Annotated in this window: 16 protein-coding genes; 4 read left to right on the top strand and 12 right to left on the bottom strand. The window is 57.7% G+C overall.

Annotated features, from left to right (window positions below):
* Nucleotides 1-2: 2 nt before the first annotated feature.
* From CP97_RS09275 to CP97_RS09255, 5 genes are all read right to left on the bottom strand, one after another.
* A complete protein-coding gene (locus tag CP97_RS09275; protein ID WP_048885700.1) occupies nt 3-335 on the bottom strand; it encodes a hypothetical protein in 333 nt (110 codons plus the stop codon).
* Nucleotides 332-2,197, bottom strand: a complete 1,866-nt coding sequence (gene ilvD / locus CP97_RS09270) for a dihydroxy-acid dehydratase (protein WP_048885699.1) — start codon at nt 2,195-2,197, stop codon at nt 332-334. The genes CP97_RS09275 and ilvD overlap by 4 nt, the downstream gene beginning before the upstream one ends.
* A 124-nt stretch (nt 2,198-2,321) precedes the next feature.
* On the bottom strand, nt 2,322-3,050 hold the full coding sequence (locus tag CP97_RS09265; RefSeq protein WP_048885698.1) for an N-formylglutamate amidohydrolase: 729 nt from the start codon (nt 3,048-3,050) through the stop codon (nt 2,322-2,324).
* Nucleotides 3,047-3,859: a 4-(cytidine 5'-diphospho)-2-C-methyl-D-erythritol kinase gene (locus tag CP97_RS09260; RefSeq protein ID WP_048885697.1), complete on the bottom strand. Its 813-nt coding sequence runs from the start codon at nt 3,857-3,859 to the stop codon at nt 3,047-3,049. Before CP97_RS09260 ends, CP97_RS09265 begins: the two co-directional genes overlap by 4 nt.
* A gap of 14 nt (nt 3,860-3,873) precedes the next feature.
* Complete coding sequence (locus tag CP97_RS09255) at nt 3,874-5,520, bottom strand: electron transfer flavoprotein-ubiquinone oxidoreductase (RefSeq protein ID WP_048885696.1); 1,647 nt, start codon at nt 5,518-5,520, stop codon at nt 3,874-3,876.
* Between the two features lie 74 nt (nt 5,521-5,594).
* Here CP97_RS09255 and CP97_RS09250 point away from each other — a divergent pair, with 74 nt between their 5' ends.
* The 3 genes from CP97_RS09250 to moaB are packed head-to-tail and all read left to right on the top strand — an operon-like array spanning nt 5,595 to nt 8,631.
* Complete coding sequence (locus CP97_RS09250; RefSeq protein WP_048885695.1) at nt 5,595-6,338, top strand: uracil-DNA glycosylase family protein; 744 nt, start codon at nt 5,595-5,597, stop codon at nt 6,336-6,338.
* Entirely contained in the window at nt 6,335-8,104 is a 1,770-nt protein-coding gene (locus tag CP97_RS09245; RefSeq protein WP_048885694.1) for a lytic transglycosylase domain-containing protein, read from the top strand. The genes CP97_RS09250 and CP97_RS09245 overlap by 4 nt, the downstream gene beginning before the upstream one ends.
* A complete protein-coding gene (gene moaB / locus CP97_RS09240) occupies nt 8,104-8,631 on the top strand; it encodes a molybdenum cofactor biosynthesis protein B (RefSeq protein WP_048885693.1) in 528 nt (175 codons plus the stop codon). The genes CP97_RS09245 and moaB overlap by 1 nt, the downstream gene beginning before the upstream one ends.
* A gap of 20 nt (nt 8,632-8,651) precedes the next feature.
* Here moaB and CP97_RS09235 read toward each other — a convergent pair whose 3' ends face one another.
* Entirely contained in the window at nt 8,652-9,002 is a 351-nt protein-coding gene (locus tag CP97_RS09235; protein ID WP_048885692.1) for a VOC family protein, read from the bottom strand.
* 49 nt (nt 9,003-9,051) lie between these two features.
* On the opposite strand from CP97_RS09235, the gene CP97_RS09230 reads away from it, so the two are divergent.
* Nucleotides 9,052-10,146 carry a PA0069 family radical SAM protein gene (locus CP97_RS09230; protein WP_048885691.1) on the top strand — a complete coding sequence of 365 codons (1,095 nt, stop codon included), beginning with the start codon at nt 9,052-9,054 and terminating at the stop codon, nt 10,144-10,146.
* Between the two features lie 29 nt (nt 10,147-10,175).
* Here CP97_RS09230 and CP97_RS09225 read toward each other — a convergent pair whose 3' ends face one another.
* From CP97_RS09225 to CP97_RS09200, 6 genes are all read right to left on the bottom strand, one after another.
* The gene (locus tag CP97_RS09225) at nt 10,176-10,415 is read right to left on the bottom strand and encodes a hypothetical protein (protein WP_048885690.1); all 240 of its coding nucleotides are present in this window, start codon (nt 10,413-10,415) and stop codon (nt 10,176-10,178) included.
* A 190-nt stretch (nt 10,416-10,605) separates the two neighbouring features.
* On the bottom strand, nt 10,606-14,073 hold the full coding sequence (dnaE, locus tag CP97_RS09220) for a DNA polymerase III subunit alpha (RefSeq protein ID WP_048885689.1): 3,468 nt from the start codon (nt 14,071-14,073) through the stop codon (nt 10,606-10,608).
* A gap of 57 nt (nt 14,074-14,130) precedes the next feature.
* Nucleotides 14,131-14,478 carry a hypothetical protein gene (locus CP97_RS09215; RefSeq protein ID WP_048885688.1) on the bottom strand — a complete coding sequence of 116 codons (348 nt, stop codon included), beginning with the start codon at nt 14,476-14,478 and terminating at the stop codon, nt 14,131-14,133.
* A 48-nt stretch (nt 14,479-14,526) separates the two neighbouring features.
* On the bottom strand, nt 14,527-14,895 hold the full coding sequence (locus tag CP97_RS09210; protein WP_053106612.1) for a hypothetical protein: 369 nt from the start codon (nt 14,893-14,895) through the stop codon (nt 14,527-14,529).
* A gap of 10 nt (nt 14,896-14,905) precedes the next feature.
* On the bottom strand, nt 14,906-15,580 hold the full coding sequence (locus CP97_RS09205) for an ABC transporter ATP-binding protein (protein ID WP_048885687.1): 675 nt from the start codon (nt 15,578-15,580) through the stop codon (nt 14,906-14,908).
* A complete protein-coding gene (locus tag CP97_RS09200) occupies nt 15,573-16,814 on the bottom strand; it encodes a lipoprotein-releasing ABC transporter permease subunit (RefSeq protein WP_048885686.1) in 1,242 nt (413 codons plus the stop codon). Before CP97_RS09200 ends, CP97_RS09205 begins: the two co-directional genes overlap by 8 nt.
* Nucleotides 16,815-16,940: the final 126 nt, after the last annotated feature.

Below are 16,940 nucleotides of genomic sequence, written 5' to 3'. Positions count from 1 at the left end.
ATCTATTGCGCCACCGGCACGCGATAGCGATCAGGCCCTACGCGGATTTCGACCAAGCCGCTCCCGGATGTGACCTGTGCCTGCTCGATGCCGTCAGCGGTGATAATGCCGCGTCCTTCGACGCCCAGTTCGAAACGGCGGAAGGTGCCATCGGGATGCCGTAGGATGAGCAAACGTTTTCCATCCATCTCTGCGCGCTCACTCGTGCAGACAGGCTCAAAACCGACTGCTCCGCCAAGCGCACAATCGAAATACTGGCCCGAACTCGCTGCGTTACCCGCCCCGCACGCTGCAAGCGCAGGCCATAGTGCAACGAGCAAAAGGGCACGCATCATGCCTTGCGTGGCCCCGTAACTTGGGAAACATCGCGCACTGCTCCGCGAGCAGCGCTGGTCGTCATGGCGGCATAGGCCTGCAATGCGGGCGTAATCTTGCGTGGACGCGGTTGCGCAGGCTGCCATGCACCTTCACCCCTTGCCTCCATGGCTGCGCGGCGATGCGCAACGTCTTCATCCGATATGGCGAGATTGATTGTCCGGTTGGGAATGTCGATTTCGATAATGTCGCCCGGTTCCACCAGTGCGATCTCACCGCCCTCGCCCGCTTCCGGCGATACGTGACCTATCGACAATCCCGAAGTGCCGCCGGAAAAGCGACCGTCGGTCAGCAAGGCACATTGTGCGCCGAGTCCTTTCGATTTCAGATAGCTGGTCGGATACAGCATTTCCTGCATGCCCGGCCCGCCCCTTGGCCCCTCGTAACGGATCACTACCACATCTCCTGACACCACCTCGTCTGCGAGAATCGAGTCAACTGCGGCATCCTGGCTTTCATAAACCTTTGCCGGACCGGTGAATTTGAGAATGCTCTCATCAACGCCCGCCGTCTTTACGATGCAGCCATCCTGCGCGATATTGCCGTACAGCACCGCCAGTCCGCCATCCTGGCTGAAGGCATTATCCTTGTTGCGAATGACGCCGCCTTCCCGGTCCAGATCCAGCGCATCCCAGCGCCGTGACTGGCTGAATGCGGTCTGCGTGGGCACGCCGCCCGGCGCGGCCTTGTAAAATTCATGGACCTTGGGATTGGCATTTCGCGCAATATCCCAATCATCCAGCGCATCACCCATCGTGGGGCTGTGCACGGTGGGGAGCGCTGTATGCAGCAGTCCTGCACGATCAAGTTCGCCAAGGATTGCCATAATACCGCCAGCGCGGTGCACGTCTTCCATATGCACATCACTTTTGGCTGGTGCCACCTTCGAAAGGCAGGGCACTGACCGGCTGAGACGGTCGATATCCTTCATGGTGAATTCCACGCCGGCTTCATGCGCGGCGGCCAGCAAGTGCAGGACGGTGTTGGTTGAACCGCCCATCGCAATATCGAGGCTCACGGCATTTTCGAAAGCTTCGAAATTGGCGATAGAGCGCGGGAGCACGCTGGCGTCATCTTCCTCGTAATACCGCTTAGCCAAGGTAACGATGAGCCGGCCTGCCCGCTCAAACAGACCCTGCCGGTCTGAATGGGTGGCAAGCTGAGAGCCATTGCCCGGCAGCGAAAGCCCCAGCGCCTCTGTCAGGCAGTTCATCGAATTGGCGGTAAACATGCCCGAACAACTGCCACAGGTCGGACAGGCCGATCGTTCGATATCTGCCACTTCTTCATCGGTATAGCTTTCATCGGCAGCCGCCACCATCGCATCCACGAGGTCCAGCGCGACTTCCTTGCCCTTTACCACGACCTTGCCCGCTTCCATGGGTCCGCCGCTGACAAACACCACGGGCACGTTGAGACGCATGGCGGCCATCAGCATGCCGGGCGTGATCTTGTCACAGTTGGAAATGCAGACCATCGCATCGGCGCAATGCGCATTGACCATATATTCAACACTGTCAGCGATGAGATCGCGGCTCGGCAATGAATAGAGCATGCCGTCATGGCCCATAGCGATGCCATCATCGACTGCTATTGTATTGAATTCCTTCGCAACCCCGCCCGCAGCCTCTACTTGCCGCGCGACGAGCTGGCCCAGATCCTTCAGGTGAACATGTCCTGGAACAAATTGTGTGAAAGAATTGACGATGGCGATGATTGGTTTGCCAAAATCACCATCTTTCATTCCGGTCGCGCGCCAGAGCCCGCGCGCACCCGCCATATTTCGGCCGTGAGTGGAAGTCCTGGAGCGATAATCGGGCATGAATTGTCCTGTTATTTGCGCGGGATTGCTCCGTTGGCTTTAACGGAAGCGGGCGCCAATCCGAAACAGGAAATGCTTGCCCCCGGTCAAGCCAGTCTGCGAGTCCGCCTTCTAGAGAGGGTGGTCAGCCAGTTTGCAGTGCCACTTTCACCCGACCTGCGACATCCGCGATGATCGCTGCCCAGCGCGCCTGCCCGCGTTCCTCCGCGATCAGATCGTTGCGAATTTCGATGGCACAATAGGGCCGGCCAATCGCCTCTGCATGACGGTTCATCGTGGCATTGAATTCTCGGCCCGAATAAGGTTCGTTGTCGCCCACCTTGCAACCAAGTTCGGAAAACAGCCGAATGGCATGGCGCGCCGCCTGATCATCATCATTGTAGAGCAAGCCGATTTCCCACGGCCGCTCTTCATCCTGCTTGCTTTCAAGTTGCGGCGTGAAACTGTGGATCGACAGAATCAATCCCGGCTGCACTTGCTCCAGCCATTCAGACATCCTGCGATGGTAGGGCCGGTAAAAATCGTCGAGCCTTTTGTCCTTGTCCGCGCCGATATTGCCGGGAACGAGGATTCCGTCCGTAGTGGCTGGAATTAGCCCCGGCGCGTCCTCTTCACGATGCAGATCAATCACCAGACGGCTGACATTGGCCAGCATCGCGCCGATATTGTGGCGGCGCGCAAGCCGCTCTGTAACGCCAGCGGCACCGATATCATAGGCAACGTGTTTTTTCAGCGTCTTGGCTGATACACCCAAATCCAGTTCGGCCGGGACATGGTTTGACGCATGGTCGCACACGGCAACGATTCCCCCGCGCGTGGCATCGCCAATCATGCGGTAAACCGGATCATTCATCTAAGGTGTCCTCTCATCTGCCACCAATCGGGGCGTATCGCTGCAATATGCTGGCTCGCCATGTCACGCTCTTCGTCTGAATTATACAGAGCAAAGCAAGTTGCACCGGAACCGGACATGCGCGCAGCCATCGGGCGGGTGACGCGCAGTTGCTCCAATATATCCGCCACGATCGGACAAAGCGTTACAGCTGGCTCCTCCAGGCCATTGATACCATTTATAAAGATGTCCTTCGCGGTGCCCTGCGGCAGGGGTCCGTCATCCCCACCTCCCCATTTCGCGAACACAGGCCCTGTAGAGAGCGCGACACGCGGATTGACGAGGAGCACCGCCATTCCGGCCAGATCATTTTCAACCGGCTCAAGCTCGGTTCCAATGCCACGTCCGACACAGGTCTCACTTTCCACGCAGGCAGGCACATCTGCCCCCAGTTTTGCAGCCCGGACGCGCCAATCATCAGGCAAGCCATATCCATCCCGTACCATGCGGAATATTGCCCCCGCGTCGGCAGAGCCTCCACCCAATCCAGCTGCAACCGGCAGGTTTTTCTCCAGCGTAATGGCCAATCCGTCAGGCCGCGGTAGCGTGAACAGCGCCTGCATCACGATATTGTCGAAAGGATTGGTCAGTGCCCCGGCGAATTCACCCGTTACAGAAAACCTGTCTTCATTGCTGCCATGCGCCACCAACCTGTCTCCCGCATCGACAAAGGCAAACAGGGTTTCAAGCTCATGATAGCCATTCTCTTTGCGCGCGCGGACATGCAGCGCAAGGTTGATCTTGGCGTAAGCGGTTTGGGTAAGATGCAAGCGCGCGCCGCCCCTTACATGTTTGGATAATTAGGCCCGCCGCCGCCTTCGGGCGTGGTCCAGTTGATATTCTGGTTGGGGTCCTTGATATCGCAGGTCTTGCAGTGGACGCAGTTTTGAGAATTGATCTGGAACTTGGGCTCCTGCCCTTCCTCGATCAGCCATTCATAAACGCCTGCCGGGCAATAGCGCGCCGAAGGACCGGCAAAGACCTCCAATTCGCTTTCGCGCTGCAATTCCATATCCGCCACTTTCAAATGGTTAGGCTGGTCTTCTGCGTGGTTAGTGAAGGAATAGGATACGCTTGTCAGCCGATCGAAGCTGATCTTCCCGTCGGGCTTGGGATATTCTATAGGCTGGTGGAGATCGGCGCGCTGCAATTCTTCGTAATCACGGTGATGCTTCATCGCCGGCAGCACACCGATTTTCAGCTGGCGCATCCACATGTCGATCCCTGCCAGCACCGTCCCGATATCGCCGCCAAACTTGGCAACTAGTGGCTGTGCGTTCTTTACCTTCTTAAGCTCTGTCGCAATCCAGCTTTCGCGCAGATTTGCGTCGTAATCCGCAAGTTCGGTATGTTCACTGCCCGCCCCAATGGCGGTTGCAACACTTTCAGCAGCCAGCATGCCGCTCTTCATCGCGGTATGGCTGCCCTTGATGCGAGGAACATTCACGAAGCCCGCAGCGCAGCCGATCAAGGCGCCACCGGGGAAGGCGAGCTTGGGCACACTTTGCCAACCGCCCTCGTTGATGGCGCGCGCGCCATAGGCGACGCGAGTACCGCCTTCGAGATATTCGCGGATGGCTGGATGCTGTTTCCACCGCTGAAATTCTTGGAAAGGCGAAATATAGGGATTTTTATAATCGAGCGCGGTTACGAAGCCCAATGCCACCTGTCCGGCTGACTGATGGTAGAGGAAACCCCCGCCCCAGGTATCACTTTCCGAAAGCGGCCAGCCTTGTGTGTGGATGACCCGGCCCGGAACGTGTTTAGCTGGATCAATGTCCCACAATTCCTTGATACCGAGGCCGTAAACCTGCGGCTGGCAATCTGCCTCAAGATCAAATCTGGCCTTCATCTGCTTGGTCAGATTGCCGCGTGCGCCCTCTGCAAACAGCGTGTATTTGGCCTGGATTTCCATGCCGGGCTGATAATCACCCTTATGCGAACCATCAGCGGCGACGCCCATATCCTGCGTGATGACGCCGGTAACTGCACCATCGTCGCTGAACATGACTTCGGCGGCCGGAAAGCCCGGAAAAACCATGACCCCCAACGCTTCTGCCTGTTCACCCAGCCAGCGCGTGAGATTGCCGAGCGATCCGGTATAGCAGCCATCGTTGGAAAGGAATGGCGGCATAGCGAGATGCGGTATTGCCATCTTGCCACCCTTTGACAGGTTCCAGTGCCAATTATCCGTGACAGGCGTTTCAGCCATCGGGCAATCCATATCGCGCCAGTCGGGCAGCAATTCATCCAGTGCGATAGGATCGACCACAGCGCCGGAAAGGACATGCGCGCCAATTTCCGAACCTTTTTCAAGCACGACGACTTCAAGCTCTTCATTCAGCTGCTTGAGCCGTATTGCGGCCGATAGACCGGCAACGCCGCCGCCAATGATCACCACATCGACTGGCATTGATTCCCGTTCACTCATCACTTCATCCCGTTTTACAGATAATCCGTTGCACAGGGACTTGATCGACGCACAACAGCAGGTCAAGACCACCAATGGTCCCGATGATGGATAATCGCTCCGATAATCTGCTCGTGCAGCACTATGCCGCCACGCTTGACTGGTGGCGCGATGCAGGCGTGGATTACACGTTCGAGGATGAAGCTGTGAGCTGGCTGTCAGAGCCAGAGGGGCAGAAACCTGCACCGCCGCCGCAGCCCGCGCTGGACGAAACGATGAAGGAGGCGCTGCCTGAACCCTCGATTGTTTCGGACAACTTGCCGAAGGATCTCGAAAGTTTTCGTAGCTGGTGGCTGGCGCCGGAAAGCCCGCTTCCCGTTGGCTCTGGCCCGCGCATCGCACCGCGCGGCAAAGCTGGCGCTTCGATGATGTTTGTCGTCACCATGCCCGAAGCGCAAGATTGCGAGACGCTTTTTTCAGGGCCCCAAGGGCGGCTCCTCGTCAATATCGCCCGCGCGCTGGGCCAAACGCCAGACGATATCTATCTGGCTTCCGCCCTGCCGGGGCATATGACTTTGCCGGATTGGGATGCGCTGGGCGCAGACGGGCTGGGCCAGGCAATATCGCGCCATGTCGAACTGGCTGCGCCGCAGCGGGTCATCCTTTTCGGCAGCAGGCTGCCCACACTGATGGGCCATGAACGGTCAGCTGCGCCTGAACAGTTCAGCGACATCGCTGGCATCCCTGCCCTTTGCACCTTTGCACCTGACCGTTTGCTCAATCACGCGCCGCAGCGCGCCCGCTTGTGGCACCGACTGCTTGAATGGACCTCCCAATGAAACTACCCGTGTTACGTTTGATGGCCCTTTGTGGCCTCTTGAGTGCGTCATGCGCCCCTTTCGCTGCTGAGGCGCAGGGGCAGGACACGCGCACCTATTTTACAGCCCGGATCAGCACGCCAGAGGTCCCGCAGCAACTCTCTGCCGATGATAGGGAGCATTATTCGCGCCTGTTCCGCGCCATTGAGGGCCAGAACTGGACAGAAGTGGAGAGCCTGCTCTCTCGCCGCCCAATTGGGCTGCTGACGGATGTCGCACGAGCAGAATATTACCTTCACGCCAATTCACCGCGCGTGGAACTGCCCTCCCTGCTCGATTGGCTGCGCACCGGTTCCGAACTGCCGCATGCGGCACAGATTGGCCGCTTAAGCGTGACCCGCGGTGCAATGCGGGAGCCCGATCTCCCCTATGTGCGCGATTTCCAGTCACAGCCCAGCATGCCGCGCCGAACCCGGCCCCGTTCCATCGATGATGGCACTATGCCCGGTAGCCTGAGAGCGGAAATACTTTCGCGCATCTCGAATGACGATCCCGATGGCGCGCGGCTCCTGCTCGACGGGATCGATAGTTCACTCAGCTCGCACGCGCGTGCGGAATGGCGGCAGCGCGTGGCGTGGAGCTATTTCATAGAGAACCGCGATGCGCAGGCACTTGCCATGGCGCAAACCGTGGGCGCAGGCAGCGGGCCATGGGTCGCAGAAGGCGATTGGGTGGCAGGAATGGCTGCATGGCGGCTGAATGACTGTGCGCTTTCCGGCGATGCTTTCCAGCGCGCTGCGGCAGGCGCACAAAGCCCCAGCTTACGCTCTGCTGCATTATACTGGGCATCCCGTGCCGCCCTGCGATGCCGCCAGCCCGATATCAGCGCCCGCTTGCTGAATGATGCTGCCGGAGATGATCGCACGCTCTACGGGATGCTGGCGACAGAACAACTGGGTCGCGCGCAGCCCTCCCGTGTCGAAAATGCTGATTTCTCCACTTCCGACTGGCAATCGCTCGGCAATCTGAGAAATGTACAAATCGCCGTCGCATTGGCAGAAATCGGTCAGGATATTCTTGGTAGCCAAATATTGCTTCACCAGGCGCGTATCGGCAACCCGCAGGACTTTGCCGCGTTATCGCGTTTGGCCCGTTCGCTCGGCTTTCCGCAGACCCAGCTTTACATGGCATTGAACGCGCCTTCAGGTGGTCAGCCAGACCCATCTGCGCATTTCCCAGCACCTAAATATGCCCCATATAACGGATGGCAGGTCGATCCTGCGCTCGCCTTTGCGCATATATTGCAGGAAAGCGCGTTTCGCCCGGACGCACGCAGCTCCGCCGATGCGCGAGGTTTGATGCAGATCACGCCGATTACCGTTCGGCAACACGCGCCCACACTTGGTGTGAGCTCGAATGTGGATATTTACGATCCGCAGACCAATCTCGCCTTTGGGCAGCGCAATCTGCAGATGTTGCGCGATGATCCTGCAACACGCGGCAGGCTGCCGATTATCATGGCCGCCTATAACGCTGGCATGACGCCAATCCGTCGCTGGGAAACCGAGATCCGCGATTTTGACGATCCGCTGCTCTATATGGAGGCAATCCCTTATTGGGAAACGCGTGGTTATGTCGCCATTGTAATGCGCAATTACTGGATGTACGAACGCCAGGCCAATTCGCAGTCGCCAAGCCGGCGCGCGCTGGCGCAAAATGGCTGGCCCATGTTCCCGACCGGCACCGCAAATGATGGTCGTGTTTATATGTCCACCGGGGGTAATTGATGGCGATTGACGAAAGCCGCACGTTCAAGCCTATCAACATCGCTCTTTTGACCGTGTCGGATACACGCGGTGCCGATGATGATACGTCGGGCGATATCCTTGCTGCAAGCATCGCGGAAAAAGGCCATATTCTGTCTGACCGGGCAATCTTGCGCGACGATGCGGCGCTCATCGCCGACTATTTGGACAAATGGATTGCCAGTGCCGATGTGGATGCGGTGATCACCACGGGTGGCACTGGCCTCACCGGCCGCGATGTAACGCCCGAGGCGCTGGACCGTGTCAAGGACAAGGACATTCCCGGTTTTGGCGAATTGTTTCGTTGGGTCAGCTACGAAACAATCGGAACTTCCACAATCCAGTCACGCGCCTGTGCCGTTGTCGCAGGTGGAACATATATTTTTGCGTTGCCCGGATCGAATGGGGCAGTGCGCGATGGGTGGGATCTGATCCTTTCCGAGCAGCTCGACAGCCGCAATCGCCCTTGCAACTTCATCGAATTGATGCCGCGCCTGCGCGAGACGTAAATCGACGTTCCCAATAGCAATCAATCACCTTGAGCTGTCGGTTCATAGCATCCGAGTTCGAATCCTTGCGGATCAGTGAAATGGAACCGCCGACCTCCCGGAAAATCGAATATATCCACCGTGACCTTGCCGCCCGCAGCCAGAACGGAGTCCCGTGCAGCCTCGACATCACTAACACGAATGATTGGCAAAATCCCTGTGCTGCGTTGCGGATTGTCTACTCCGTTCAATCCCATCTGGCACGGCCCGCCCTCATGTGCGGCATAATCTGGCCCGTATGAGGTGAAACACCAACCGAATGCGGTGCCGTAAAACCGTTGCTGCTCCTGCGTCGATTTGACCGGAAGTTCCAGATAATCCAGCACTGCCATCGTTCATCTCCTGCTTGCCTGATCCACAAGTATGTTCTATTTATGTTCTATGCGCAAGGATGGGGCAGTCTTTCATCAGCCAGTTCGTGGCCGGGGTTCCCAATCGGGAGACGCGCCCCAACGCGTCGGCCTCGCCAGTCGGGAAGCTGATGGCGATTGGAGAGACGCGATGGAAGCACTGGACGGACCGCCAGTAAAATTGCGCACAACGGTGACAGAGGAGCATCCAAAATCCATTGTCAGTTTCAACCAATCGCCCGATGTCCCGTTTGATCGTTCGGTGAACGCGTATCGCGGTTGCGAGCATGGATGCATTTACTGCTTTGCACGCCCCACCCACGCCTATCACGACCTTTCTCCGGGCCTTGATTTCGAAACGAATCTGTTTGCCAAACCGAAAGCCGCCGATCTGCTGCGCGATACACTCGCCCGCCCGAAATATCGTCCGCAAGCCATTGCCATGGGCACCAATACCGATCCCTATCAGCCAATAGAAAATCGCTACCGCATCACACGCGCGCTGCTGGAAGTGTGTCTTGAGGCGCGCCATCCGGTCACCATCACCACCAAGTCAGACAGGGTGTTGCAGGATATCGATTTGCTGGAAGAAATGGCGGAGTTGAACCTTGTCGCCGTGGCCATCTCTGTCACCTCCCTCGACCCGATCCTTTCAGGCAAGCTGGAGCCGCGCGCCGCTGCGCCAGCCAGACGCATGGCAGCATTGGAGAGGTTGGTGCAGTCTGGCGTTCCGACACATTGCTCGGTTTCACCGATCATCCCGGCGATTACAGATGAATTCATGGAGGAAATCGTTGCCCGCGCGGCCATGATCGGGGTGCAGAGCTGTGGTTGGATCCCGCTGCGTTTGCCCCATGAAGTCGCCCCATTATTCCGCGAATGGCTGGATGTCCACTTCTCCGAACGGGCAGGCAAGGTGATGGGAATAGTGCGGTCCATCCGGGGCGGGCGAGACAATGATCCGGATTTCTTCACCCGCTTTAAACCGGGCGGCGTCTGGGCCGATCTCTTCCGCGCTCGCTTCCGCATCGCGTGCAGACGTGCCGGGTTCAAACGAAGGGATTTTACGCTCGATGCATCGCAATTTCGCAGGCCGGGAAGCGGTGGGCAATTGCGCCTGCTGTAAGGGGCGGTGAGAGAAATCTCCCGGCCCCGTTAGACTGGCGTCATTGATTGGGATGGCGCAGGCTCGCTTCCTGCTAAAGTGAGAGTAAGGGCAGCGATTGCGATTACGAGTGACATGATGAGCATTCCTCCTGTCAGCCATGCCGAGCGGGACAGGCCCCGTCCGACTTCGGTGGCGTCGCCCTTCTTGTCCTCGACCTGAGATGTTTGCGCGATCCCTATTTCCTTGCGCACAATGCTTTGGGGTGCCTGTCCCTCAGTATCGCCCAAGATTCTCGCGGCTTCGCGGCTGCTGAAAGTGCCGAGTTTGCGGCGCGCACTGCGCAGGCGATCGTTTATCGTGTAGATCGAAAGATCAAGTTCGCTTGCAATTGCCTTGGCCCATGCACGGCAAGAAGCAGCCGCAGCGTTTTCTTTTCTTTCTCGGTAAGCTTCGCGACCGGATCAGACATCGCTTTCATCAGGCCACCAATCGGAGATGGCCGGCACCGCGGATGGGCGAAAGCTCGACATTTTTGAGACCCGGAATAGTGGCAAAAATATCAAGCATCTCTCTGCCAAGTTCAAAATCGCGCCCCAGCAGCACCTGCGGATCACTATCTTCGCCGATGCATAGCTTCACCAGCACTTCGCCATGTCCGGGACGACCCGGCTTCAATATCTCCCGCAATGCCTCAAGTCCGGCGAGATCGCGGACATCGGCCTTCAGCTGCATCCGCGATGCGCTGGTAACATCGGCAAGAGGCCTTGCACCAACAACGGTTACCCGCGGCGGATCTTCCGGGTTGGGCGCATCCAATTCGACATTGAGGAGCACGCAGGTGCCATCCTGCGCCCACTTCTGGAAGTTCTCGATCAATGCTTTTTCAAAACACGCGGCGCTGAATTGGCCCGTTGAATCGGAAAAGTCGGCGCGGATGAATTCGTCCCCGCGCTTTGTCCGGCTCTTGCTCATGCCTTCTACCATCGCTGCCATGACCGCTTTCTGGCGGGAGCCTACTACCCCTGCTTCCATCAAGGCAGCATAGCTTCGTGCACCATTGGATGCCGCTATCAGACGATATTCTTCTGCCGGATGGGCGGCAAAGTAAAAGCCGAAATTCTCCCGCTCCACCGCCATTTGCTCCGGTCGGGTCCAGGGGTCTGCTTTCACCAGTTTGAGCGAGGGCTCGGCATGGTCCTCACCGCCGAACAATCCGCCCTGTCCGCTGGCCTTTTCGCGATTGGCTGCGTCTGCCACCGCCAGCAGCATGTCCACATTGGCCATGATCTTCGCTCGATTGGGTTCAAGACCATCAAAGGCGCCCGCCCCCGCCAGACCTTCCAGCTGCTTACGGTTCATGGAGCCTGCGGGCAGTCGCCTGAATATATCCTCGAGGTTTTGAAACGGTCCGTGCGACAGGCGCTCTGCCGCAACCTGTTCCATCGCCTTTTCGCCCACATTGCGGATGCCTGCCAAGGCATAGCGCACCGCCCAGCCCTCATCCGTCTGCTCGACCGAGAATTCGGCTTCGGAATGGTTGATATCCGGCCCCAGCAGCGTGACACCATTGCGCCGGGCATCGTCCACGAAGACTGCCAGCTTTTCTGACTGGTGCATGTCAAAACACATGGAGGCGGCGTAGAATTCCTCTGGGTAATGGGTCTTCACCCAGCCTGTCTGGTAGCTGAGCAGCGCATAGGCAGCAGCGTGTGATTTATTGAAGCCGTAACCGGCAAATTTGTCGATCAAATCGAACAGTTCATTTGCCTGCTTCGGCTGGATACCGGACACTCTGCCACAGCCATCGATGAAGCGCTGGCGCTGCGCATCCATTTCTGCCTGCACCTTCTTGCCCATCGCACGGCGCAGCAAATCTGCATCGCCAAGGGAATATCCGGCCAGGATCTGCGCCGCCTGCATGACCTGTTCCTGATAGACGAAGATGCCGTATGTTTCTTCCAGGATGCCCTTCAATTTGGGATGCGGATATTCGATCTCCACCTCACCCGCCTTGCGCTTTCCGAACAGCGGAATGTTGTCCATCGGGCCGGGGCGATAGAGTGAAACGAGTGCGATGATGTCTTCGAACTTGGTGGGTTTTACAGCGGTCAGTGTGCGCCGCATGCCATCGGATTCAAGCTGGAATACGCCCACCGTATCGCCGCGCTTCATCAATTCGTAAACCGCAGGATCATCCCACTCGAGCGTTTCGAGATCGACCGTAATTCCGCGCAGTTCAAGCAGATCAATCGCCTTGCGCAGCACGCTCAGTGTCTTCAGACCGAGGAAATCGAACTTCACCAGTCCGGAATCCTCGACATGCTTCATGTCGAACTGGGTGACCGGCATATCCGATCGCGGATCACGATAGAGTGGCACAAGCTGGCTCAAGGGACGATCGCCAATCACCACGCCCGCCGCATGGGTGGACGAATTGCGCGGAAAGCCCTCCAGCTTCATGGCAAGGTCAACAAGGCGCTTCACCTCATTGTCATTGTCATATTCGCGCTTGAAATCCGACGCACCGTTCAACGTGCGCGGCAAGGTCCACGGATCGGTCGGATGGTTTGGCACCATCTTGGTCAAGCGGTCCACCTGGCCGTAGGGCATTTGCAATATGCGGCCGGTATCGCGCAGCACCGCGCGGGCCTTCATCTTGCCGAAGGTGATTATCTGGGCGACCTTGTCATGGCCGTAGCGATCCTGAACATATCGGATCACCTCGCCTCGCCGCGTTTCGCAAAAGTCGATGTCGAAGTCAGGCATGGAAACGCGTTCGGGATTGAGGAAGCGTTCGAACAGAAGGCCAAGCCGGATCGGATCAATGTCCGTAATCGTCAGCGCCCATGCCACCAGGGAGCCTGCGCCAGAGCCACGGCCCGGCCCTACTGGAATGCCCTGCGCCTTGGCCCATTTGATGAAATCGGCCACGATCAGAAAATAGCCGGGGAAGCCCATCTTGCGAATTATGCCGACTTCGTAATCGAGCCGTTCGACATAGATTTGCAATTGGTCCTCTGACATATCCTCATATTTCTCGAGCCGCGCAGACAAGCCCTTGCGCGCATCCTCCTCCAGCAAGCGGGATTCGCCTTCGAGATCACCAGCGAGACTTGGCAAAATCGGCTTGCGGCGCGGCGGCGAAAAGGCACAACGCTGCGCCACCACCAGCGTATTGGCCGTCGCTTCCGGCAAATCCGCAAACAATTCCTCCATCATCGCGGCTGTCTTGACGAAAGATTGCGGATTGGAAGTAGGCCTGTCTTCGCTGTCAATCTGCGAAGTGTTGGCGATACACAACATGGCATCATGCGCACTGTGCATGTGCGGTTCTGCGAAATTGGCGGGATTGGTGGCGACCAACGGCAAATTTTGCGCATAGGCAAGATCAAGCAGGCCGGCTTCTGCGGCGTCTTCTACAGAATTGCCGCGACGGGCAAGTTCCACATACAGTCGATCAGGAAAAAGGGCGGAAAGCTGCTGTGCCAGATCATGTGCGCGCCGTTCCTTACCGTCTGCCAGCAGACGCGTCACCGCACCTTCAGCGGCGCCCGTCAATGCGATCAGACCATCAGTATGCCCGGTGAGATCATCCATCGTCACATGCGGTTCAAGCTCTAGCGGTCGATCAAGATGGGCCCGGCTGACGAGGTGGCAAAGATTGTTCCACCCGTCCTCATCCTGCGCGAATAGCGGCAGATAATCGACCTGCTCTCCTGCGACATGGATCACGCCAAGCAAGGTGCCGATTATCGGCTGAACACCTTCAGCAATGGCAGCACCAGCAAACATGGTGGAGCCATACAATCCGTTTCGGTCGCAGATGGCGATAGCGGGAAAGCCACGTTCCTTTGCCAGCTTCGCAATCGCCTTGGGGTCAATCGCCCCTTCGAGCATGGAATAGCTGGAGATGACTCTCAGGGGGACAAAGGGTGTGTGGGACATATCTGCAATATGCGCCCCCATTGCCCAAGATTGAAGAGCCTTTCGCCTTCCTATCCCCTATTCCACATCGGCCAGCGTTCCTTCCCTGGCAGCGGCGATCTTGCGGCGCGTGTCTCGCACGCTGGACCACGCGCCGTATAGGATGAGAACGGCCAGAAATATCCACACCCAGACCGGAATGTTCCGTCCCGCAATCGTAAGATAAAGATAGGCTGAAACGAAGCAAAAGCCTGCCAGCATGGTCGGAAGTACGGTGGATTTGCCAATTCGCGCATTCTTGACGATCCACCCGATTGACAGGAAAAAGAACGGTATCGCGCCCACATAAATGGAACCGAAAATCCACGGATTGACGCCGTAATTTTCACCCAGCGACAAGAACCAGTCAGTGAATGCCTCGATCATGCGCGATAGCTCCTTCGGTTGACTGGTTCGTCCTGCGGGTGAGAATGGTTACCCGGACTTCGGTGAATAGATGAAGTCGAAACTGTCAGACCAGCTGGCTCCATGATCGCTGCTGGCTTCACCATATTGCCGTACTGTCCCGTCCTCACGCAGCGAATAGGTCATCCGGATTAATTGCGGTTCACCATTAGCTTCGTTGCCCCAATATCCGGTGAGAACCATTGTTCCGCCTACTGGCCCGCCTTCGAAGAACACACGGCCCGGTGCGCTTCCAATCCACAATTGATGCCAAACGCCGGTTTGCGGGTCGCGTGCGGTAAGGCTGGACCCGCCGCCACCGTTCAAAGGCATCCATGTCTCGGCTATGGCGCAGCCGCTACTGACCTTCTCTATGCGGCTTGTGGCAAACATGGCCATGAAATTTCCCCTATTCTATACGTCCCTCGTGCAGCCTTACCACACGGTCCATGCGCGCGGCCATGCGTTCATTATGCGTGGCGACCAATGCGGCGCTGCCCTGGCCGCGAACCAGATCAAGGAATTCGGCGAGCACGCGTTCGGAGGTTTTCTCGTCAAGATTGCCCGTCGGCTCATCGGCCAGCACCAGTTGTGGACGATTGGCCAAGGCGCGCGCCACGGCGACACGTTGCTGCTCTCCGCCGGAAAGCTTGCTTGGCCGATGACTCATGCGGTGGCCAAGGCCCAGAGCGCCCAGCAATTGATCGGCCCGCGCTTCCGCATCAGGACGACTGGTGGCTACCAGTAATTGCGGCAGAACCACATTTTCGCGCGCGGTGAAATCGGGCAGCAGGTGGTGGAATTGATAGACAAATCCCAGATGGTCCCGGCGCAGGCAGGTGCGATCACCAGAATTGAGCTTGCTGGCATCCTGTCCAGCAATCTCGATCTTGCCGGAAAAGCCACCTTCAAGAAGTCCCACGGCCTGCAACATGGTCGATTTTCCCGATCCCGAAGGGCCGAGCAGCGCGACAATTTCTCCTGGCGCTATTTCAAGGTCCACACCGTTGAGCACGTCAATCCGCACGCCGCCTTGTTCAAAGCTGCGCGCCAGTTTGGTAAGACGGACGACAGGTTCACTCATAACGAAGGACTTCCACCGGATCGGTATTGGACGCGCGATAAGCGGGATAGAGAGTAGCGAGAAAGCTGAGCCCCATCGCCATGCCTGCAATCATCAGGATTTCCATCGGATCGGTCTTGGAAGGCAGTTCTGTCAAAAAGCGTACCTCAGGGTTCCACACCTCAAGCCCGAATACGGTGCTGAGGCCTGTCACAATGCCATTGCGGAAGAACAGCACGAGGAACCCCAGCCCCAGCCCTGCAGCCGTTCCGATCACGCCGATGACAGAGCCCGTGGTCACGAAGATCTTCATCAGACTACGCCGTGTCGCGCCCATCGTGCGGATGATGGCGATATCTCGCGTTTTTGAACGTACCAGCATGACCAGCGAGGACAGGATATTGAAGGCGGCCACCAGCACGATGATGGACAAGGCAAAGAACATCGCCACCCTTTCAACCTGCAAAGCTTCAAACAGGGCGGAGTTCATTGATTGCCAATCAGTCACGATGGCCCGGCCTGAAAGACGTTCTGCGATCGGCGCGAGTATTTCGTTGACGCGTTCGGGATCCTCTGTCTGAACCTCTATCATCCCTACGGAATCCCCGGTCAGCAGCAGTTCCTGCGCCTTGGGAATGGGCATGACGACATAGCGTTCGTCAAAATCGTAAAGGCCAACTTCAAAAACGGCTGTCACGGTATAGCCGACCTGTCGCGGAACAATCCCAAAGGGCGTGCTGCGGCCTTGCGGGTTAAACACCGTCAGCGTCTCGCCCAGCCTTATGCCGAGGTTTTGCTGGAGCCGTGAACCAATCGCGACATTGCGACCTTCTGTATCCAGCGTATCGAGATTGCCGGCGACAAGGTTCTCTTCCAGCCTGCCGATGTCTTCCACCGTATTACCACGCACGAAGACCACTTCGGTCCGCCCATTATATGTGGCCGCCAGCGGCTGTTCAATTAGCGGGCTGGCGCGGGTGACACCGGGGGTCGCGCGGACCTCTTCCAGCACTTGCTCCCAATTTTCGAGCCGTCCGCCATAGGCCTGCACCACGGCATGCCCGTTGAGCGATGTGATGCGGTCAATCAATTCGGCGCGAAAACCGTTCATCACGCTCATCACGATAACCAGCATGGCAACCGACAGCATGACCACCGTAATGGAAATGCCTGCAACCAGCGCGATCACCGCTTCGCTGCGACCTGGCAGCATGTAGCGTTTGGCGATGGACCATTCGAAGGGGGTAAGGATCACTTGGAAAAGGGTTCACTTCTGTTGGAGTGTGGCGGGGCTTTAGGTAGCAGGACCTTTCGCTGCAATGAAAATGGCGCAAGTCGACGAAATACTTCGAGCGGGCGTGTCTTTGTTTTTCGCAGCACT

This window comes from Aurantiacibacter atlanticus (genome assembly GCF_001077815.2).
GTDB lineage: Bacteria > Pseudomonadota > Alphaproteobacteria > Sphingomonadales > Sphingomonadaceae > Alteraurantiacibacter > Alteraurantiacibacter atlanticus.
This window is presented reverse-complemented; position numbering and strand designations above follow the sequence as displayed.